The following is a 20053-nucleotide window of genomic DNA, read 5'->3' as shown; positions in this document are numbered from 1 at the left end:
TGGCGTACGGACACTATGAAACCCTCAATTGCTGCTACTGGCGGCTGGCTATTAATGCTTAGCGTGTTGCTCTCTCTCATTGCTCAAATCACAGGGCTTTTCAGCGGATATTGGGCGGGAATTCCTATTTGGTTAGTAGTGATGCTTTTCGTGCCCTACGTCAAACCAGCTCAAAGAAAACAGATTATTTTACTCATGTTAGTCGGCTCAGTTGGATTGCTGTATGGTGTGTTCAGTGGTCTTGATGGTCGCTATCTACTCAAAACCTTAGATGCCAACCAAAACGTTGTGGCGATGATCGTCGGTGTCGGCTTTCTTCGTATCTTTGCCGTCAATAGCGTGAAAACAGGTGAAACACTGCCAAAAGGCAAAAGCGCACTGATTAGAACCTTGTTCGGCGCTCATCTATTTGGGTCTGTGCTCAACATCTCTTCCGTAATGATTGTTGGGGACAAACTGGCAACTCAAAGTAAACTCACCACCACACAAGGCTTAGTGCTACTGCGTGGCTTTTCTGCTTGTGCATTCTGGTCACCTTTCTTTGCTTCTATGGGCTTAGCCTTAGTCAGCGCGCCCGGAGCAGAACTCGGCACTTTAGTCAGTTTTGGTATTCCTATTTGCCTTGTAGCTTTAGGTTTAAGCTGCTGGCAAATCATTCATCGTGACGATGCGGACACGCTCTCTGGTTATCCAGTAACCCTCTATTCTTTGTGGATGCCTGCGTTACTCGCTGTAATAGTGATCACCGCACACAAGTACTATCCGCACATTAGCGTGCTATCGCTCGTTACATTAACTTCACTTTGTTTCATTGCCTTATGGCTTCTATTCACTAAAGGCTATCACGCCATCGTGGTGGCTCGTAACCATATCGAATCCGGAATTGCAAACTCCAGTGGTGAGGTGGTGCTCTTTGCGGCTGCAGCCATGCTTGCCTCTGGCGTTGCTGCGTCTTTAGATGCGATGAATATTCAATTGGCTCCAGAGCATTTTGGTCCATTGGAAGCCGGTGTCACAATTGCGGTCTTGGTTGCGTTAGCAATGACTGGCATGCACCCTGTCACCAGTGTCGTTCTTGCTGGTAGCGTGTTAGCACCTTCAATGGCAGACCCGAACATGTTGGGTTTAACGCTACTCATGGGTTGGTCACTGGGTATCACTGTTTCACCATTTTCTGGTGTTCAGCTCAGCATTCAATCACGCTATGACATCGGCGCGAAAGACCTACTGAAAGCTAACTGGCGCTACATAACAGCAATGTATCTGATTTGCTGTTCTGTGCTCTGGTGGTATTCAACTCAGATCTAGCCATTTATAAACCTTACTCTGCACGCAATAAATCGAACAAAATTTGGTCAATGATTTAACAATGTTAGAAAATGAGTTAAATAAATACAGATTGTCAGAAAGTTGAAGATAAGATTTCTATCGTTTTACATTGGCTGACGGACTCCTTACATGTCAGTTGCTAGGATAACTTGGTGCTCAACATGCACAAATATCCAAACAACAGGTCGTCACGGGCAAATGCAATTCTCAGTACCGTGTCGCTTTTTGTCGGAAGGACATAACAATGACAGTTAAGGAGTATTCACATGAAAAAAGCGCTCGCAATGATCACAATGATGGTCGTAAGCGGCAGTGTGTTAGCCGCTACCCAAACTAAAAAATCAGAGAAAACAATTCAAACAGAAGTGTTTAACTCTGAACAAAAAGCGCAGCAAGCTGGATTCAAAATCATCCATGATTTGAGAGAGTTATCTTCAGAAGAACTGAGTTTCAAACTCGGGGTTGTTGAACCTATGATCGTTCCAGATAGCGTAAAAATTAACAACAGCGAATTGAAAGTAGAATCTATATCCGTTGAACCTGACAAAACCTCTTATCGAGGTTTAGTTAATGTCGATTACCAATACGACATTAAAGATCAAAACGACTAGTCATAATATTTATCCGCTAATTTAGTCACCCTAAATTGATGACAAAGGAATGTCATCAATTTAAGCCAACAAAACTTTTCTATATCAATTTCGTTCGAATTGTCTGATGAGTCTTTGCAGTTCTTTTAGATTTGAAACCAACACTCTCGTGCGATTTACTGAATCGCCGGAAGACTGCGCTGTTTTTTCCGTTAACATCTTAATATTGACCGCGTTAGCTGTGATTTCTTTGGTCGCAATTGCTTGCTGTTCAACTGCTACAGCTATCTGCTGGCTTCTATCAGAAACTTGCTCCAGTTTTGCCGAAATATCTTTGATTATCCCACCCGTTTCATCTGCACTGACAATACATTGCTGAGAAAGATCCGAGCCACGCTGAATTGCATTAACACCTTTAGCCGCAAGATCTTGTAATTCTGAAATCATGCTATGAATTTCAGTGGTGGAATCGCTAGTCTTTATTGCCAAATGGCGTACTTCATCTGCCACAACAGCAAACCCTCGACCAGACTCTCCAGCTCGCGCCGCTTCAATCGCCGCATTCAAAGCAAGTAAATTGGTTTGATCTGAAATAGAGCTGATCACATCTAAGATTGATTCAACCTGCTTAGTGTGAGCAGACAGTGTTTGCAGAATACTCTGACCATTCACCAACTCTTTATCCAACTCGTTAACTTTTCGCACTGTCGCCTTGATGCTCTCCAAACCTGTAATTGAGTCCGAGCGAGCTTCTTGCGTTAACTCTGAAGTTAAAGATGCTGCATTAGCGATATCGTTAATAGAATAGGTCAACTCTTCGACCGCTGAAGCTACTTGTTCAGTTTCTGCGTGCTGGGCCGTTAGGCTTTGTTCAATAGATTTTGCCGTTTCAAACTCGTGTTGAGCATCTTGCAGAATGCGTCCAGAAGTATCACCACTTCTCGCCGTCACTGCTCTCAGTTCCGCCTTACGCATCATGAGCGCAAGTTCAACTTGTGAAAACTCATCACGACGACCAGTATAAACCTTTTCCAATAGTGGGTTCGAATATGCTTCGTTAGCAAGCATCTGCAATTGTCTCAAGCGGTTCTGTACATGAGCAAGACCAAATAGCAAGGCAATCAACAACACACTACAGATAGAACCTATTAACCATTCCTGTTGTGACCACATCCAAAATAGATTAACGCCCAGCACAAGAACAGAGAGTAGCATGAGTGACTTAGCAAGCGGAAAACGAGATAGAGAGACTTTTTTGCCTGAGTTAATAGCTTTGTACAAAGCGTCTGATCGCTTAACTTGCGCAGCAGTAGGTTTAGAGCGAACCGATTGATATTCAATGATCTCACCCTTTTCATTCTTTATTGGCGTTACAAATGCAGAAACCCAGTAATGTTTTGAGCTTTTACATTTGTTCTTCACTATTCCCATCCAGCTTTTGCCTTCCTGGATGTAGCTCCAAAGCTGACCAAATGCTGCTTTAGGCATATCTGCATGGCGAACTAAGTTATGAGGATTACCAATTAACTCTTGCTGATCGTACTCAGCGATATCACAAAAAACTTGGTTGGCATAAGTAATGTAACTAGAACGATCCGTAGTAGAAATAAAACTGACGTGATCTGGGTAATCTTTATTTTCAGTAACTTCCATGCAACTAGCGCTCACTAACGTTCATATTGAAATTAAATTTCAAAAATTACGATACAATTTACGTCTTTTTTAACATGAGACAACTGTTGCAACCTTGACCCTAATCAATTCAGAAACTTATCAATAAACCACTTATCATAAATGAGACAAATAAACATTCTTGCATTAAATTTTGCACACAAGTAAAAACCGAGCTTATATGCTCGGTTTTTATATTTAACGCTGCTTGCTTGTGTAAAGCCATTCTAATCAATCTGAGTAACAAACCACTGCCTGAAAGCTGTCAGTTGCTCTGAATACTGCGGCATTTCTAACGCAAGAGCTGCAATGCACGGCTCAATGCTTGTTCTGTTGTATGAGAGGTTCGATAACTTCTGCGCCAATAATTCCATTGGATATGGGTCTAACATATCGCTGAAGATTTTCGCTTCAAGAATAGTCCCTTTCTCTACATCGAGATACACATCGACCCCACCCCATGTAAAGCGTTCATCCATACGGTGAGTAAACGGAGGCGTCTGCCCGAAGTTCCAATCCCAGCTTTGTTGTACAGCGAACTTATCGCTGAATGTTGGTAAGCCGTGGAAATTTTCTGGAGTGATCCATTCAGCGGTGACTGACTCGTCATAATGTTCTAGATACGCTTCGATGATCGCTTCACACACTTGTTGGTGATTAATGTCTGACTTGACCGTGTTTAGGTTGATGACGCGAGATTTTACGGAAGTGATGCCCTTTGCTTGCAGCTTCTTCTCATCAGGGTTGAGATAATCAGCTAGGCGATTCAAATCTGCACTGAGCAATAACGTTCCATGATGGAAACCTCGGTCTAAGGTTTCACGGTAAGCCGAACCCGAGAACTTCTTAATTCCAGCCTCGTCTTCAATCACTAAATCGTTACGACCATTCGCCACACCATTAATGCCCAGTTTCGCCAAAGCTGCTAGCACGATGTTGGTTGAGATTTCTTTATCATACTCAGGCTTAGCCGCCATGAAGGTAAAGTTGGTATTACCTAGATCATGGAACACCGCCCCCCCGCCTGTTTGACGACGAGCAAGCTTAACGCCATCTTGCTCCATTCTATCTGTTTTACATTCACGCCATGGGTTCTGTGCGCGACCAATCACCACAGTATCGGCATTACGCCACAGGAACAGCACCCTTTGGTCCGAAGGCATAGATCGAAAGATCGTATCTTCGACCGCTAAGTTAAACCAAGGGTTAGTGGAATCTGAGATTAGAATGCGAGTTTTGCTCATCGAGTTCTGTTCCTTACAAGGGATAAGACTTAGCTATCTTACTGATCAGATGGCATAAACACGAGTAGATATTTCCAATTGCATCAATTGATAAATCAATACAATTAAAAAGGTTAAACAATCACCACAGCCTGCGATGGTGGTTTAGGGGTGACAGAAAAACAGCCTCTTAATGAGGCTGCTATAACTAGATGAAAATTAACTTGCACGGCTTATTCGAAACATACTTTTGCCCAACGAGCCAGACCAGCCGTTACCGAACCAAAGTAGTTACCGCTGACTAAAGGTATATTTGGCAGCACTTGTTCTACTGCACTGCGTAGGATTGGTGAACGTGCTGAGCCGCCAGTCATAAAGATCACATCCGGCTTAGTCCCGCCAAGTGTTACCGCTTCAGACACCAGTTCCACCATTTTGCTTTTTGGCACTTCAATCGCTTCAATCATTTCATCTAAGCGAATATCAACATCAATAAGCTCTGATAAGACCTTGAGCTGCGCAGTGAACACCTGTGAATCGGAAAGTGCGATTTTCGCTTCTTCGGCTTTCTTTACCAAGCTGTAACCTAAAGTGTCATGGTAAACCGAAAGCAATCTCGCCAGCTTTTCAGGTTCAGCCGCTTCTTTGTGCAGATGTTTGAGGTCTTTTAGATTCTCTTTAGCAAAGAATTTCGCCTGCGCACTAACGTCGTTGATTGCAATCGGATTCCAGAACTGGGTCAAAGGCATTTCCAGCCCAGAAAGGGTTCTACTGCCAAAACCGAAAGGATGCATCAATTGTTTGAAGGTCATGTGAATATCAAGGTCGTTACCGCCAATTCGCTGACCTGTATGCGCAATAAGACTGTCATTACGATCAGCTTTACCTGCCCAAGACGGTCCCATTTTGATCAGCGAGCAGTCGGTAGTACCACCGCCGATATCGACCACCAACACAGTTTTGTCTTCAGTTAGTGACGCTTCATATTCTAAGCCAGCCGCAACAGGCTCAAATTGAAATTCAATATTGCGGAAACCTGCACGAGTAGCCGCGCGACGCAAAATGGTTTCAGCTTGTATGTTGGAAGCCTCGCCACCTCTACCTTGGAAGTTTACTGGGCGACCAATCACTGCATCGGTAATGATTTGCTGAGCACTCTTTTCCGCTTGTGATTTGATGTTCGCCATCATTGCGCAGACTAAGTCTTCGAAGAAACCCAATTGAGCTTCACGTAGCCCCATCGCGCCAAGGAAAGATTTTGGTGATTTTACATAATAGACTTCGTGTGGATCAGACAGATAAAGATCCAGAGCCGCCTGACCAAACATCACATCATCAAATTGAAGGTCAATATCTTCTTCGCGGTTTGCCGCAATGGCACGGCGAAGGCGCTGTTCGCCATCTGCGTCCAATGGTGCTAAGTCGCGATGACGAAACAGATGCTCAGCGACAGAATCTCGAGTAGGAGCAGCCAATGTTGAAGGAATGTAGAAACTGTCTTTCTCTAAAAGATGCAACGTTGGATCATTGCCATCCATACTTGCCACAGAGCAGTTCGCGGTACCGTAGTCAAAACCGATATACATCTTAAACCTCCAACTTGAAAAAGGTCGGAGATGCTACCGTAAACAGCGCGTTAAAGACAGCCTGAATGTAAAAAAGACAACAAAAAAGGGCAGATTTAACTCTGCCCTTTCACTGTCTATCGTCTTACTTTCTCAAGCTTCAAATTGTGGAAGCTCTAAACAAGTAGATGATTAGCCAGTTAAACCCTGTTTTGCCAAGTACTCATCGTAAGTACCGTGGAAGTCATTCACGCCATCTTTAGTAATTTCGATGATGCGAGTAGCAATTGACGATACAAACTGACGGTCGTGAGAAACGAACAGTAGCGTGCCTTTGTAGTTTTCTAGCGCTAAGTTCAAAGACTCAATCGATTCCATATCCATGTGGTTAGTCGGTTCGTCCATTAGAAGGATGTTTGGTTTTTGCATAATCAACTTACCAAACAACATACGACCTTGCTCACCACCCGAAATCACTTTTACTGATTTCTTGATGTCATTTTGAGAGAACAGCATACGACCTAGAATACCGCGCACAGTTTGCTCGTCGTCGCCGTCTTTTTTCCACTGACCCATCCAGTCAAGCAAGTTCATGTCTTGTGCGAAGTCATGAGCATGGTCCTGAGCGTAATAACCAATGTTGCTGTTTTCAGACCACTTAATCACACCTTCCATTTGCGTCATTGCGCCTGCAAGCGTGTTAAGGAAAGTTGATTTACCGATACCGTTCTCACCGATGATTGCGATGCGCTCACCCACTTCAACCATTAGGTTAACACCGTTGATCAGGATGTTGTCACCGTAACCCTGTTTCAGGTCAGTCACTTCTAGTGCGTTACGGAACAACTCTTTTTCCTGTTCAAAACGGATGAACGGGTTTTGTCGGCTTGAAGGCTTCACTTCTTCAAGTTGGATTTTGTCTAGCTGCTTCTGACGAGACGTCGCTTGTTTTGCTTTTGATGCGTTTGCAGAGAAGCGGCTTACGAACGTTTGAAGCTCGGCCATTTGTGCTTTCTTCTTCGCGTTGTCAGCATGCAGACGGTCACGTGCCTGTTCAGCAGCGATCATGTATTCGTCGTAGTTACCGTGGAACAGACGTAGCTCACCGTAGTCTAGGTCAGCCATATGTGTACATACGGTGTTTAGGAAGTGACGGTCGTGCGAAATGATGATCATTGTGCAGTTACGTGCTAGTAGAATTTGCTCCAACCAAGCAATTGTATGCATGTCCAAGTTGTTGGTTGGTTCGTCTAGTAGCATGATTTCTGGTTCAGCAAACAGAACCTGAGCCAATAGTACACGTAGTTTTAGACCCGGTGCAATTTCGCTCATCAGACCGAAGTGTTGCGCTTCTGGGATACCCAGACCAAGCAGTAACTCACCAGCGCGAGCTTCAGCAGAGTAACCGTCCATCTCAGCGAATTCAGTTTCTAAGTCACCAACGCGCATACCGTCTTCGTCAGACATTTCAGGAAGTGCGTAGATACGATCACGCTCTTCTTTCACTGCCCAAAGTTCTTTGTGACCCATAATAACGGTGTCAACAACAGTGTATTTTTCGAACGCGAACTGATCCTGACCCAGTTTCGCCATACGCTCGTTAGGGTCTACAGAAACGTTACCACCAGATGGCTCAAGCTCACCACCTAAGATCTTCATGAATGTAGATTTACCACAACCATTTGCCCCAATAAGGCCGTAACGGTTGCCATTACCGAATTTGATAGAGATATTTTCAAATAATGGCTTATCGCCAAATTGCATGGTGATGTTTGCAGTTGTTAGCACGTGAAATTCCTAAGTAGTAAACAAGAAAAAAGTTGGCTCAACACCAACTTTTCAAACTGGCGCAATAGTAGCAGCTTTTGTGATAGACATCACCCCTCATTGAAGGCTTTTATTTCTACTCATTACGCGTTTTTGAAGCCCATTTTGCCACCAAATAGCATAAAGATTAGCTAACAGCAGGCACTGCAACTGGTGGAAATACTTTAAAAAATGCTGCTCGTGCGATAGGGCCGACCACGACAAATTGCAATGGCAAAGCAACCACAATATTTAACGCAAAAGTTTTTGCGTATGCCGCTAATAACGAGCCTTCATAGCCTTGTGCGATGGTTGCAATCAGCGACATCGCGGTACACATGAACAGAACCATCAAGCTAGAAATGAGCATAACTTTCTTAATAAACGGTGTTTGTTCAGTGGTCATTTTCTTCACCAAGCCTTTCACAATCGGTGCAACCACATACCAGTCAATGGCAAATGCTACGGCAAAAATGGCAACGAAAGTGATTGATGTTAAAGCACTAACGATATTCACATGCCCAGTGGCTGCGTGAAGGTAGGTATTGTAGGTGGTCATACCTAAAACCATTAAAAAACAAACCATTAATGAAAAAATAAAGTTCTCAAACTTGTTCTTACCCATGAATTCCTCAAATCTTATTGTCAACTTAATTGACAATAATGATAACTGCGACACATTTTTTGTCAACTAAATTGACAATTAAAATTCCCAGCAATACCATCGTCACTATTAGAGATATCAGCAGTGACAGATCAAATGGAATCCACCGACTTTCTAGAAACCCTTGGTATGATTGACTTAATCAGTGAAAAACATAAACAGCTGCGTCACACCACAATGAGTAAAATAGCGCAGCAACTCGATGATAAATTTTCTGAAATGGATATTTATTTGCTAAGCCTAAATCAACATACTTCGATGAGCTTGAGTGAATCAGCACGTTATATGAACATCAGCAGACAAGCGGTTCACAAACACGCCCAGTACCTCACATCTCTTGGATATATTGAAGTGACCACTTCTGAAGCCAATCGTAGAGATAAAATGGTGACACTGACTGACGCAGGTGAAGTGTTGGGAAGTAAAATTGCGGCAATAAAAGCGCAGTTGGAAGCTGAACTGGAAAAAGAGTTAGGAAGCGAAAACTATCAAAAGATCATTGGATTGTTTCGCTCCCAGTGGCATTTACCTTCCTAATCGAAATTCCTTAGATAATAAACTGACTAAGGAAAATGCCGTTTAAGCAAAGCACTTCTGAATAAACTGAGCCGCTAACATCGCACCTTCCGAAGAGATGGTATGCACAGTGTTAGGCTCATAGCTTTGCTCAACACTAACGTTCAATTCGCTCAGTATTTTGGCGGCATTTTGGCTTTCAGACCAAGGAATAACCGTATCGCTCTTACCGTGAATCAACAGCACAGGTGTTGCAAGACTTGGCTCATAAGGTTGTGGTGAAGAAAGACGACCGGAAAACGCCACTAATCCCGCCAATGGGAATCTCGCACTCACCAAAGCATCCAATGACATGATTGAACCTTGTGAGAAACCAACAAACACAACTTTGTCTTTGGTTGCATCGATATTGTGTTCAGCGAACAGACCTTTAATCGTCTCATCGAATGCTTTTCTAGCTTCAACTATGCGTTGTGGGCGATTCTGCGCAGTCACGCCAATCAGGCTAAACCACTGATAACCGACACTGGCTTGATCAAAAGCGAACGGAGCATTCGGTGAAAGAAACAGAGTATCAGGCAAAATTGGCTGCCAGAAATCCCCTAATGCACTTAAATCTTCACCATTACTTCCTACCCCATGGAGCAGAATAACTACTTGCTTAGACATTTGATTAACCCTTAAAACTGACTGATGTTTCAATCATAACTTAAAATGTTTTGATGATTATGTAGTGTTTATATGAATGATTAACAACACTGTGAAGATAAAAGTACTCTGTCTTCTTTATCTTTGTTCTTCTCTGTCTTCTTTATCTTTGTTCTTCTCTGTCTTCTTTATCTTTGTTCTTCTCTGTCTTCTTTATCTTTGTTCTTCTCTGACTTCGAACACTAAACACCTCGGGAAGCGTGTTTAAGATCGTCAACCAGAAAGTCTAAAAAGGCTTTATGCAACTTAGGTTGATAGTGTCTTGAAGCATAAAGAGCCCAGATGCCAAATTGATTGACGTGATACTCATCCAGCACGGTTGTAAGCAAACCAGACTCAATATAATCGCGAACATCTGGCACAGGAAGGCAACATAAACCGCGACTACTCAAGGTTGCTTTAAGCAAAATAGTAGTGTCATTAACGGTGTAGTTACTTTTGACCTTCACACTGAGCCCATTTTTGGCGTTGCCTTTGTCCGTAAAACTCCACACCTGACCGAGCTTCTTGTGCACCAGACAATTGTGTTGAGTCAGATCTTGCGGTTCGCGAATTGGCTCATGGGTGTTGATGTATTCGGGCGTCGCGCAAATCACTGAGGGGAAATCCGCCAGTCGGCGACCAATCAGCTGATCGGGAAGTCGGTTTCCGCCTTCGATAGCAATATCAACCCCCTCTTTAATCGCATCAACCGGTTTATCAAAAATATGCAGTTCAATGGAAACATTTGGATGACGCTCTAAAAAGCGTTCTACACTTTGCGCCAAGTAGAGTTGCCCAAATGAGATACTGCTTGCCAGCGCGATTTTGCCTTCTAAAGCACTATGTTGGTGTTGCGCTACGTGATAGAGCATCTCACTCTGCTTTAAAATCTCACGACAGAAAGGCACGAGTTCCTCGCCATTTGAAGTCAGAACTAAATTGCGGGTTGAGCGATACAGAAGCTTAACGCCCAAAGATTCTTCCAAAGCGTTTATGTGACGTGTCGCCATCGAGCGAGAGATATCCAGCTTGGATGCAGCAGCCGTCAAACTTTTATCATCGACCACAGCAACAAATACTTCCATCGATTTCAGCCTGTCCATTCCCTCTCCATATGTTCGATATGTGCAACAATCTATTGACTGATACCATGTTTATTCAGCCACATCAATCATTCATACTCGCAGCCAATTGCTTAGAAACAATAAAGACAATCAATATCAACATGTACCGATAGGAGTATGAATGATGATAGTCGGTCCTGTGTTGAACAGTTGTGCGATTATATTAGGCGGAATCATTGGCGCATCTTTAGCGAAATACATTCCGAAAAGACTTGAAAAAGGGTTACCAGCCACCTTTGCGCTCTCGTCTATAGCGATTGGTATTACCATGATAATTAAGGTTCACGATGTCACCGTCGTCGTCATGGCATTTATTCTCGGTACAGCGTTAGGTGAACTCATTTTTCTTGAATCGGGTATTGGTAAAGCAGCGACTTACATTCAAAGCAAATTTGAACGCTTTCTGCCATTACCTAGAGGATTAACCAAACTCGATTTCACCATGCAGTTTACCGCCCTAATCGTGTTATTTGGCGCTAGTGGTTTGGGTGTGATTGGTGCCATGACCGAAGGCTTAAACGGTGATTATCAGCTACTGGTGGTGAAATCCCTGATGGACTTCGTCACTGCCATGATCTTCGCCATTACATTAGGTCCCAGCATTGTGCTGATTGCCATCGTACAATTCACCGTTCAAGTGGCATTATTTTTGGTTGCGAAATCGATCATGCCGTATATGGATGCTGAGGTGTACGCCAACTTCGCGGCAATTGGAGGCATCATCATGCTAGCGGTAGGTCTGCGTATTGCCAAAATCATGAATTTTGCGGTGGTGAACTTCTTACCGGCTCTGTTCTTGGTCGTCCCATTTACCTATTTGTGGCGCCACTTTATGTAGTAGAACCCCTTATAGACACCACTGATTTTATCTAAATTGGCTTATATCAAAGACGATGAGAAAAGGCTCTTTTATGCTGATGCAAATTCCATCTTTTGAATTCAGCTATGAGCCAGCCAGACATACTCAAAACCATCGCGAGTTTTACCTCTATCGAGCAGGCTCTCGACCATTTTGAAATCGAGTTTGATAGCCGTTTTATCAATGAATATCGAATGCAGGTAACAAAGATATTTAACGGCTATTTGATCATGCAAAAACCCGATGACTGGTTTGCAGCAAGGCGGGCTTTGAAAAATGCCTACTGTAAAGTTCAGCGAGGTAGATTAGATCCACATACTCGCTCAGCCTGCCGAGGCTGTACCTCTTGTCAACGCCGATAATGCTCGTTTTCGTTTCGCAGCGCTAACCTCCCATATAAAGCCTCTATTCCGTATTTCATTTACATTGTAAATCACAGTTTTATCCCGCTAGCGCATATCAGTATTGAGCATTTCTTTTGAAGCTGATTGAATGGATGGGAATCTGCGTAAGGAAATACTATGTCTGACAAACTCTCTACCTCTGCATTGGCCAAACTGCGTAACATCGATGCAAAGCAGCTATTTTCCGATCTTTCTAAAGCGGGCTATCTCAGTCGTCACGAAGGACAGTGGTTGCTCACCGATCTCGGTGCAAAGTTTGGTGGTGAGTATGTTGAACATGCAAAGTTCGGCAAGTTTGTCGTCTGGCCGGAAAACTTGCTGATTGATCTTGTGGCGACCGGTGGCAATACCTTAACGGCGACCCAAGTTGGGGATTATTTCAAACTCAATCCTAAGAAAATCAATCAGCTCTTTAGCGAACTCGGTTGGATTAATAAACAAGAGGATGGCTGGATTGCGACCCCTTCAGGTATCCGCGTAGGTGCAAAACAACGTGAAGATAAGCAGTCTCAGCAGAAGTTCGTCGTCTGGCATGATTCGATTCGCCACAACCTCCATATGCGTCAGTCTGTGGTTGAGTTTTTAGGGCAAGATGCACAGACACAAGCAACCGATAAGTCCTATTCCAACTTCCGTCAAAAGTTCGAAGCCAAACACCGAACTCTGGACGGACATTACGTCCGTTCAACTGGCGAATTGCTGATTGATAACTGGCTTTACCTAGCAGGAGTGATGCATGCCTATCAGCGGCCCCTCCCTATTGAAGAAGACGTTATGAGTGACTTTTATCTTCCGACTGGCAAAGTCTACATTCAGTATTGGGGAACGGATAACGGAGAGCTCTCCCAGAAAGAGCAAGATAAAACTCGCCAACTCTATGCAGAGCATGAGTTTAATTTAATTGAGATTTCGGCTGAGGAAGTTCATCAGTTAGATGACATTTTGCCCGAGAGACTGCGTCAGTTTGGTATCAAAGCTTATTAATAGCCTGTTTATCAGGAACGGTTTATTGCGAGATCTGCTTTGATACCAAACCTATATTGGGAATTAATGGCGACCGTATCTCGCGCCATACGCCACTTCTTTTGGCACAATAGTTTGACCAATCGGCGCCAGAGAAATCACAGCCAATTTTAGATGCTGTAACGCGAACGGAATGCCAATAATAGTCACGAAACACGCGACTGCGGAAAGCACGTGGCCAATCGCTAACCAGATACCTGCTAGCAAGAACCAAATAACGTTGCCAATTTTGCCCCAAATGCCCGTACCCACATCGTCTCTGAATGTGAGTTCATTGCGATATACCGCTTCTTTGCCAAACGGGAAGAATGAGAAAGTGCCGATGACAAAGCACGCACGTCCCCATGGAATACCAATCAAACTGACGAACGCAATCAAACCAACCAGCCACCACGCCAGTCCCATAAAGACGCCGCCACATAAAAACCAAATAATATTTCCGATCGTTCTCATTAAAACCTCTGACTTGAGACGTTAATAGCAATGCCCCTGTGTCCATGCAAATGAGGGGAAAAATCACCCTGTTTAAACAAGCGATGGCTGAGTAAACGGCTCATATAAAACTAAAGAAACCTCAGATCTTCAACGCTGAGATGGCTAATGCTACTAAACCATGACTTAAAAGACTTTCTGCTAGCGCCAAAATCAGCGTTTTCCCATGAGGTTTGTTGAAAGAGTATTAGTGAAACTTCCTTAACAGGAGATGAACACTAAAAACTCCCAAGCAGATTGAGCTTGTTGTTACATAAAACTGCGCCAAATCGCTGTTGTGCCACTGATCAAACACAGCGCCAGAGCACCTAAGCGTATTTTCTCTTTCGGCAGAGCATGAGTCGTTTTACGCGCCAAAACATAGCCTAACCAAGCTGCTGGTAACAGAGGAAGGCTCAACATCAGATGATGGCTGTTTAAGAATCCTGCTGGCACTTGAATCGCCAGTGAGATAACCGAACTGAACAAGAAGAAAGCAGATAGATTTCCGCGTAACTGGTTCGCTTCTTGATGCTGAAGAAGAAGCGCCATTGGTGGACCACCGATAGAGCTGCTAGTACCAAAGAAGCCAGAGAAGAAACCAGCCACCACCATACGCCCCGGTGTCGGTTCAATACGATATGGCAGCAAGCTTACAATAACGGCAAACCACACCAACAAACCAAGCCATAACGCCAGAATGTCGCTCGACACCATCACCAACATTACGCCACCAGCGATAGAGCCGGGTACTCGCCCTATAAGTGCCATTTTCAATCCGCCAATCGAAATGTCCGAACGTAACTTAATGGCATTCAGCAGCGAAATAAACAGAGCACAAATAACGATAGGTGCAGGAACATAATCAGGAGAAATAGAGAATAGAAGTGGCGCTGCAACTATAGCTAACCCAAATCCTATTGCCGTTTGAACATACGAACCAACAAATATCAGAAACATTGCAATAAGAGTGGTACTACTTAAATATTCCATCGTGCTGCCTTAAAAGACCAAAATAGGGAGATTTTTTCCTTTGGTAAGATCGATTGACCTCATAGATGGTGCATTCTTACACAATCTGGTGATTTTGTAGAGCCACACTTTGATTTCATTAATACGCTCACAAGCAAGGGTTCATAAGTCGGCGCATTCCTACACATAAACCACTGTTATGTAAAAACGACGTAAGAACCCGTCAGAGGTTTGTCAGAACCCAACTGGACTGATGTCTTTTCATACTGGCTTTGGCTTAAATCCGCCCTCCAATTTATAGAGGTGCCACACCAATGAAGACAACACCATTACTGATATCGATGTCAGCTCTTGCTACTGCAAGCTTGATTTCGGCTACTGCAACAGCAGCCGGCTTTCAGGTCAATGAGCACTCGGCGACAGGTCTTGGTCGTGCTTTTTCAGGTGATGCTGTTATCGGTGATAACGCTTCGGTACTCAGTCGCAACGCAGCAGCAATGACGCTGTTTAAACGCGATGCCATGTCTATGGGGTTGACTTATGTTCGTCCAGATTCGACGGTTAAAGATGCGCAATACCATTCAGCGCAAATTGGTGGAAATGTACATGCCGTCAATAATGGCACTGTCCTCCGTCCAGACTTATCTCTTGAGATCACACCTTACGCGACCTCAACCGTCACCGATGTCGATGATGTTGAAGGTATCGGCAAGCAAGCTGTGGTACCTAATATTTATTACATTCATCGCCTGAGTGATGATTGGTATCTTGGCCTAGCCGCCTATTCCAACTTCGGTACTGATATTGAATTCGAACCAGACTATGCGGCTGCCGTATTTGGTGGCACTACCAAGGTCACCAGTATGAATGCTGGGATAAGTTTGGCGTATAAAATGAATGACCATCTGAGTTTTGGTGGTGGTATCGATGTGATCTACGGTATCGGTACTCTTTATCGCGATATGGGATTAGAGCTGTGTTTGAGCGCAACTGTTCCTGGCTCTGGTACTTCCGAGCGATGCAGCGGTGTTCAAGGCAATGCACTGAGTGTTGAAGCTTCGGGCGTGGGCGTGGGCGCTAACGTCGGCATGATGTACGAAGTGAATGAAAATCACCGCTTTGGCTTGAGCTATAAATACAGCCCAGAGATAGAAGCACAAGGCGACATTCACTATGTCGGCCAAACGCTCGATACGTTATATCTAGCCTTGCCAGATATCGCTGAGTTCTCCGGTTATCATCGTGTGCTACCTCAAGTTGCTCTGCATTATTCCGTACAATGGATCAGTTGGTCTAAATTCGATGCACTCAAAGCCGATGATATGGCACTGAAAGAGTTTGAATGGCAGGACTCTTATCACTACTCGCTGGGTGCAACTTGGTACGCCACGGATAACTGGACGCTACGCACTGGTTACATGTTTGACAAAACTCCGGTTGATCAATTGGCATCTATCTCTATTCCAGACTCAAACCGACAGTGGCTATCAGCAGGTGCAACCTATCATTGGTCAGCCAACACCAGTATTGATTTCGGTATGACGTATCTGATTGGTGAAGATGTAGAAATCACTGAATATTTGGAAGAACATGTATCACTTCCTCGTGTAGAAGCAACCACACGTTCTGACGCAGTATTATTTGCGATGCAGTTCAGCCACAGCTTCTGATAGCTAAGTTCTGATAGCTAAGCTATATACTCAAACTACGTGGAGTTGCAGCTAACACAGCTGCGGCTTCAAGTCGGAAGAGTATAATTAAAACAGCTTTTCAATTGATAGAATTGCTCTACAATAGCGCCTCTTCCGAACTCATCCGAACTTAAAAAGCAGGCATTTTTTTCATGTCGAATACGATTACGAGATCCATTTTATTATTGATTCTCGCAAACTTAGTGGCGTCGTTTTCCGATGTTTCACTAAAAATACTCAATGGCGAAGTACCTACTTTCCAATACGTATTTATTCGCCAATTTATTGGTACATTGATACTGCTGCCTTTCTGGTTGAGATTACCTAAAGAACAACGTCAACAAGGGCGTTGTAAAGTCGCATTCACTCGAGCTCAGCTCATCCTGCTCGGCAGTGCTTGTGCGATGATCACCATTACTTACATTCCACTAGCGACCGCGAACGCGATTTTCTATGTTGGTCCAATTCTGATGCTGCCACTTTCCGTGTTCTTACTCGGCGAGAAGCCAGCTATGAAACAGATCATTGCTACCATTATCGGTTTTATCGGCGTGTTAGTGGTTTTACGTCCTGAGCAGTTCCATTGGGCAGGTATTGCAGGCTTAGGTTGTGCTCTGTCGATGGGTTTGGGAAACATCTTGATTCGCCGCTTGCCATCGAATCAGCCACTGGTCAGCACTTTATTTTGGACCAACGTAATGACGCTACCGCTCGCGTTAATCCTCGCGATTCCAGGCTGGTCTGCTATTTCTTGGACACACCTTGGTTGGATTGTGATTATTAACCTCTTGGTTCTGGCTTGGCACGCACTAGTAGTAATGGCTTACAAGAAGGTTGAGGCTAACCGTATTGCACTTGCAGAATACTCAGGTTTGGTGTTCGTGACATGGTTCGGCATCATGTGGTTTGACGAAATACCAGACATGCTAACCGCGATTGGTATTTTGCTGATTGTGGTACCTATGATGCCTGTGAAATGGTCGAAACTGTTTAGAATAAAGCAAAAGGCAGAACCAGTAGCTGCCGAAAACAGCTAAAAGCAATAACAGTGATAAGCCAACACAAAGCAATCACCACAGCGCTGATTTAGAAGTGACAACTGAGAACAGACAACAAAAAGCGAGCTAATAAGCTCGCTTTTTTTATTCGTTTTTCATTTTTCGCGAACAAGATTACTTGTCTTGATTCTCTTGCTCTTCCTTCTGACGCTTGTGCTTCGGCACATAGTTCAGAATAGAAATAGGCACAGGTTTACGAGGTTGGAACCCTTCCACTTCGCGACGCTCAATCAAGTGACCTAAACGGCTCTCAATCATGCAAAGGTTCTTGAAGTTATCTTTCGATACAAAGGAAATCGCTTCACCACTTGCGTTCGCACGACCAGTACGGCCAATGCGGTGCACATACTCATCTGCTGGGAATGGCAAATCATAGTTCACCACGCGAGAAAGCTCTTCAATATCGATACCGCGCGCAGCCACACCCGTCGCTACTAGGTACTTAATCTTGCCGTTTTTGAAATCTTCCAGTAAGCGCGTACGCACTTCCTGACTACGACCACTGTGGAATGCTTCAGCGGCGATTTCACGCTTTTCTAGCTGTGATACCAACTTCGCTGCACCGTGTTTTGTCTCGATGAAGATCAAAGCCTGATCCCACTGATTTTCTTTAATCAGATGGCTGAGTAGTGCTGATTTCATGTCTTTATCGACGGTAATCAACCACTGTTCAATGTTGGACTTCGAAGCCTGATTCGCCGCAATTGAAATTTCATACGGATCGTTAACGGCTGTTTTTGCAAGGTCACGAACCTTATGAGACAGTGTCGCAGAGAAAAGTAGGCACTGAGCATCGGTTGGAACACGGTCAATGATCTTGTTGATAGACTCGATAAAGCCCATGTCTAACATACGGTCAGCTTCATCCAGCACCAGCATTTCGATCTCTTCGAAATACACTGCGCGCTGACCATACATATCAAGTAGACGTCCCGGTGTCGCCACCAGCACATCCACGCCATCAATCAACGCCTGTTTTTGCGCCTTTTCGTCTACACCGCCGTACATCGCAAGCGAAGTGAGCTCAGTAAACTGACCGTACTCTTTGACTTTTTCGGCTACCTGAATTGCCAGCTCGCGAGTTGGAACCAGAATCAGTGCACGAACACGTTTTTTCTTCTGTGTTTTTCCGCGCTGTAATTTTTCCAGAATCGGCAGAACAAAACTGGCGGTTTTACCCGTACCCGTTTGTGCTGCGGCAATTAAATCCTGCCCTTGCAAAATCACTGGGATGGCTTTGGTTTGAATAGATGTAGGTTTTTGATACCCAAGATCCGCCACTGCTTTCGACAGTGCTTCACTCAATCCTAGTTTTGCAAATGACATGAATCGACTCTGAAAAGATTAATTTACGAAAAAGATAGAACAGCTTTTGAACCTTTGCTCTAAGCCGCTCAAAATTGAGCCGCGAATTCTAACATGAAGTTAAATAAGAAGAGACATAAAAGAACTTAACGGTGGCTGCTTTCTTGGTTAAACACTCAAATAAAACCAAGACCAGACTGCCTGTAAGCCTGCGTAATGTGGGAACGCACCAGCCACCGTTAAGAAACTGGTATTCAAATACTTTAATTTAGCTAAGTAATTCGGCAGTGAACACAAACACGCATAAACCCTTCCATGGGGCTCTAGCGTGCCATCCTTGGCACTCAAGGTTTGCTTATCACTACCCAATTACTCTGTCACCGATAATGAGTTAAAGACCCATTTCAGAAGTTAACTGCTCAACCCACCCTGCGATGCGTTGCTCGGTCATACTTGCTTGGTTGTCTTTGTCGAGAACTAAACCCACAAAGTCATCACCATCAACCGCATTTGAAGCGTTGAACTCGTAACCTTCCGTTGGCCAGAATCCAACCATCTCAGCGCCGCAGTTCGCAACGTAATCATAGAGTTCACCAAGAGCATCGACGAACTCATTGCTGTAGCTCACTTGATCACCTAAGCCATATAGCGCAACTTTCTTGCCTGTCAGATCCATATCGGAAAAGTTAGGAAGAAACTCTTCCCAGCTCTCCTCTTGGCAATCCACTGACAAGCCCGGAAGCTGACCTTGGCCTAATGTCGGCGTACCGAGAATCAAACATTCGTAGCTGGTGAACTCTTCCACATCGACTCGGTTGATGTTCTTTGGTTTATCCGCAATTTCATCACCCAGTTGCTTTTGAATCAGCTTCGCCATTTTGCGAGTGCTACCTGTATCGGTACCAAAAAAAATGCCTACTTTAGCCATACATCACTCCTTTGAAAAATATGTCCTGACCATTCCTAAATCGTTTCAGTGACATCGATTGACCTTTATCTGTAGTGCAATCGCCGTTCCTAACTTGGGTCTATTAAATTCAATAGGTTATAAACATCGTAAAACGTACAAACGACAAATTGTCACAAAGCCGA

19 protein-coding genes are annotated in these 20053 nt (G+C 44.1%); 8 read left to right on the top strand and 11 right to left on the bottom strand.

All coding sequences use genetic code 11. The features are described from left to right. Positions 1–15: 15 nt before the first annotated feature. Positions 16–1308 carry a hypothetical protein gene (locus tag G5S32_RS17635; protein ID WP_165313470.1) on the top strand — a complete coding sequence of 431 codons (1293 nt, stop codon included), beginning with the start codon at positions 16–18 and terminating at the stop codon, positions 1306–1308. Positions 1309–1595: 287 nt separating this feature from the next. Continuing rightward, positions 1596–1940 (top strand): DUF3316 domain-containing protein, encoded by a 345-nt coding sequence (locus tag G5S32_RS17630; protein ID WP_165313469.1) that lies wholly within the window; start codon positions 1596–1598, stop codon positions 1938–1940. Positions 1941–2024: 84 nt separating this feature from the next. On the opposite strand, the gene G5S32_RS17625 is transcribed toward G5S32_RS17630, so the two are convergent. The 5 genes from G5S32_RS17625 to G5S32_RS17605 all read right to left on the bottom strand — a co-directional run bounded on the left by G5S32_RS17625 (position 2025) and on the right by G5S32_RS17605 (position 8809). Continuing rightward, positions 2025–3572: a methyl-accepting chemotaxis protein gene (locus tag G5S32_RS17625; RefSeq protein WP_165313468.1), complete on the bottom strand. Its 1548-nt coding sequence runs from the start codon at positions 3570–3572 to the stop codon at positions 2025–2027. A gap of 245 nt (positions 3573–3817) precedes the next feature. Further along, complete coding sequence (gene lplA / locus G5S32_RS17620) at positions 3818–4834, bottom strand: lipoate--protein ligase (protein WP_165313467.1); 1017 nt, start codon at positions 4832–4834, stop codon at positions 3818–3820. Positions 4835–5046: 212 nt separating this feature from the next. After that, positions 5047–6399: a molecular chaperone gene (gene yegD, locus G5S32_RS17615; protein WP_165313466.1), complete on the bottom strand. Its 1353-nt coding sequence runs from the start codon at positions 6397–6399 to the stop codon at positions 5047–5049. 171 nt (positions 6400–6570) lie between these two features. Then, positions 6571–8166, bottom strand: coding sequence for an ABC-F family ATPase (locus tag G5S32_RS17610; protein WP_102939988.1), 1596 nt, complete (start codon positions 8164–8166; stop codon positions 6571–6573). Positions 8167–8332: 166 nt separating this feature from the next. Then, positions 8333–8809: a DUF2798 domain-containing protein gene (locus G5S32_RS17605; RefSeq protein WP_484606993.1), complete on the bottom strand. Its 477-nt coding sequence runs from the start codon at positions 8807–8809 to the stop codon at positions 8333–8335. Between the two features lie 168 nt (positions 8810–8977). Between G5S32_RS17605 and G5S32_RS17600 the strand changes: the two genes are divergently transcribed. After that, positions 8978–9385: a MarR family transcriptional regulator gene (locus tag G5S32_RS17600; protein WP_165313464.1), complete on the top strand. Its 408-nt coding sequence runs from the start codon at positions 8978–8980 to the stop codon at positions 9383–9385. Between the two features lie 42 nt (positions 9386–9427). Here the strand turns inward: G5S32_RS17600 and G5S32_RS17595 are convergent, their stop codons facing one another. Both G5S32_RS17595 and G5S32_RS17590 read right to left on the bottom strand, forming a co-directional pair. Further along, positions 9428–10066, bottom strand: coding sequence for an alpha/beta hydrolase (locus tag G5S32_RS17595; protein WP_281347265.1), 639 nt, complete (start codon positions 10064–10066; stop codon positions 9428–9430). Between the two features lie 188 nt (positions 10067–10254). After that, positions 10255–11157, bottom strand: a complete 903-nt coding sequence (locus tag G5S32_RS17590; RefSeq protein ID WP_165313462.1) for a LysR family transcriptional regulator — start codon at positions 11155–11157, stop codon at positions 10255–10257. Between the two features lie 142 nt (positions 11158–11299). Here G5S32_RS17590 and G5S32_RS17585 point away from each other — a divergent pair, with 142 nt between their 5' ends. From G5S32_RS17585 to G5S32_RS17575, 3 genes are all read left to right on the top strand, one after another. Further along, complete coding sequence (locus tag G5S32_RS17585; protein WP_207621657.1) at positions 11300–12016, top strand: DUF554 domain-containing protein; 717 nt, start codon at positions 11300–11302, stop codon at positions 12014–12016. Between the two features lie 107 nt (positions 12017–12123). After that, positions 12124–12399, top strand: a complete 276-nt coding sequence (locus G5S32_RS17580; RefSeq protein ID WP_165313461.1) for a nitrogenase-stabilizing/protective protein NifW — start codon at positions 12124–12126, stop codon at positions 12397–12399. A 159-nt stretch (positions 12400–12558) separates the two neighbouring features. Further along, positions 12559–13425, top strand: coding sequence for a glycerol kinase (locus tag G5S32_RS17575; protein WP_165313460.1), 867 nt, complete (start codon positions 12559–12561; stop codon positions 13423–13425). 63 nt (positions 13426–13488) lie between these two features. Here the strand turns inward: G5S32_RS17575 and G5S32_RS17570 are convergent, their stop codons facing one another. Both G5S32_RS17570 and G5S32_RS17565 read right to left on the bottom strand, forming a co-directional pair. Then, positions 13489–13917, bottom strand: a complete 429-nt coding sequence (locus G5S32_RS17570; protein WP_165313459.1) for a YccF domain-containing protein — start codon at positions 13915–13917, stop codon at positions 13489–13491. A 288-nt stretch (positions 13918–14205) separates the two neighbouring features. Continuing rightward, positions 14206–14928 carry a sulfite exporter TauE/SafE family protein gene (locus tag G5S32_RS17565; RefSeq protein WP_165313458.1) on the bottom strand — a complete coding sequence of 241 codons (723 nt, stop codon included), beginning with the start codon at positions 14926–14928 and terminating at the stop codon, positions 14206–14208. Positions 14929–15221: 293 nt separating this feature from the next. Here G5S32_RS17565 and G5S32_RS17560 point away from each other — a divergent pair, with 293 nt between their 5' ends. Both G5S32_RS17560 and G5S32_RS17555 read left to right on the top strand, forming a co-directional pair. Further along, positions 15222–16577, top strand: a complete 1356-nt coding sequence (locus G5S32_RS17560; protein ID WP_246201173.1) for an outer membrane protein transport protein — start codon at positions 15222–15224, stop codon at positions 16575–16577. A gap of 173 nt (positions 16578–16750) precedes the next feature. Further along, the gene (locus tag G5S32_RS17555; RefSeq protein ID WP_165313457.1) at positions 16751–17635 is read left to right on the top strand and encodes a DMT family transporter; all 885 of its coding nucleotides are present in this window, start codon (positions 16751–16753) and stop codon (positions 17633–17635) included. A 135-nt stretch (positions 17636–17770) separates the two neighbouring features. Here the strand turns inward: G5S32_RS17555 and G5S32_RS17550 are convergent, their stop codons facing one another. Then, complete coding sequence (locus tag G5S32_RS17550; protein ID WP_165313456.1) at positions 17771–18982, bottom strand: DEAD/DEAH box helicase; 1212 nt, start codon at positions 18980–18982, stop codon at positions 17771–17773. A gap of 370 nt (positions 18983–19352) precedes the next feature. Further along, positions 19353–19889 carry a flavodoxin gene (locus G5S32_RS17545; protein WP_165313455.1) on the bottom strand — a complete coding sequence of 179 codons (537 nt, stop codon included), beginning with the start codon at positions 19887–19889 and terminating at the stop codon, positions 19353–19355. Positions 19890–20053 lie beyond the last annotated feature (164 nt).

The organism is Vibrio ziniensis (assembly GCF_011064285.1).
Taxonomy (GTDB): Bacteria; Pseudomonadota; Gammaproteobacteria; order Enterobacterales; family Vibrionaceae; genus Vibrio; species Vibrio ziniensis.
The sequence above is the reverse complement of the archived record's forward strand: the minus strand, read 5'-3'. Positions and strand labels throughout refer to the sequence as shown.

Excerpts from the sequence above, each read along its gene's own strand:
- lplA (WP_165313467.1), bottom strand. The coding sequence starts at position 4,834 with ATGAGCAAAACTCGCATTCTAATCTCAGATTCCACTAACCCTTGGTTT.
- G5S32_RS17605 (WP_484606993.1), bottom strand. The coding sequence starts at position 8,809 with ATGGGTAAGAACAAGTTTGAGAACTTTATTTTTTCATTAATGGTTTGT.
- G5S32_RS17585 (WP_207621657.1), top strand. The coding sequence starts at position 11,300 with ATGATGATAGTCGGTCCTGTGTTGAACAGTTGTGCGATTATATTAGGC.
- G5S32_RS17555 (WP_165313457.1), top strand. The coding sequence starts at position 16,751 with ATGTCGAATACGATTACGAGATCCATTTTATTATTGATTCTCGCAAAC.
- G5S32_RS17545 (WP_165313455.1), bottom strand. The coding sequence starts at position 19,889 with ATGGCTAAAGTAGGCATTTTTTTTGGTACCGATACAGGTAGCACTCGC.
- yegD (WP_165313466.1), bottom strand. The coding sequence starts at position 6,399 with ATGTATATCGGTTTTGACTACGGTACCGCGAACTGCTCTGTGGCAAGT.
- G5S32_RS17575 (WP_165313460.1), top strand. The coding sequence starts at position 12,559 with ATGTCTGACAAACTCTCTACCTCTGCATTGGCCAAACTGCGTAACATC.
- G5S32_RS17625 (WP_165313468.1), bottom strand. The coding sequence starts at position 3,572 with ATGGAAGTTACTGAAAATAAAGATTACCCAGATCACGTCAGTTTTATT.
- G5S32_RS17560 (WP_246201173.1), top strand. The coding sequence starts at position 15,222 with ATGAAGACAACACCATTACTGATATCGATGTCAGCTCTTGCTACTGCA.
- G5S32_RS17600 (WP_165313464.1), top strand. The coding sequence starts at position 8,978 with ATGATTGACTTAATCAGTGAAAAACATAAACAGCTGCGTCACACCACA.
- G5S32_RS17590 (WP_165313462.1), bottom strand. The coding sequence starts at position 11,157 with ATGGACAGGCTGAAATCGATGGAAGTATTTGTTGCTGTGGTCGATGAT.
- G5S32_RS17630 (WP_165313469.1), top strand. The coding sequence starts at position 1,596 with ATGAAAAAAGCGCTCGCAATGATCACAATGATGGTCGTAAGCGGCAGT.
- G5S32_RS17550 (WP_165313456.1), bottom strand. The coding sequence starts at position 18,982 with ATGTCATTTGCAAAACTAGGATTGAGTGAAGCACTGTCGAAAGCAGTG.
- G5S32_RS17570 (WP_165313459.1), bottom strand. The coding sequence starts at position 13,917 with ATGAGAACGATCGGAAATATTATTTGGTTTTTATGTGGCGGCGTCTTT.
- G5S32_RS17565 (WP_165313458.1), bottom strand. The coding sequence starts at position 14,928 with ATGGAATATTTAAGTAGTACCACTCTTATTGCAATGTTTCTGATATTT.
- G5S32_RS17635 (WP_165313470.1), top strand. The coding sequence starts at position 16 with ATGAAACCCTCAATTGCTGCTACTGGCGGCTGGCTATTAATGCTTAGC.
- G5S32_RS17580 (WP_165313461.1), top strand. The coding sequence starts at position 12,124 with ATGAGCCAGCCAGACATACTCAAAACCATCGCGAGTTTTACCTCTATC.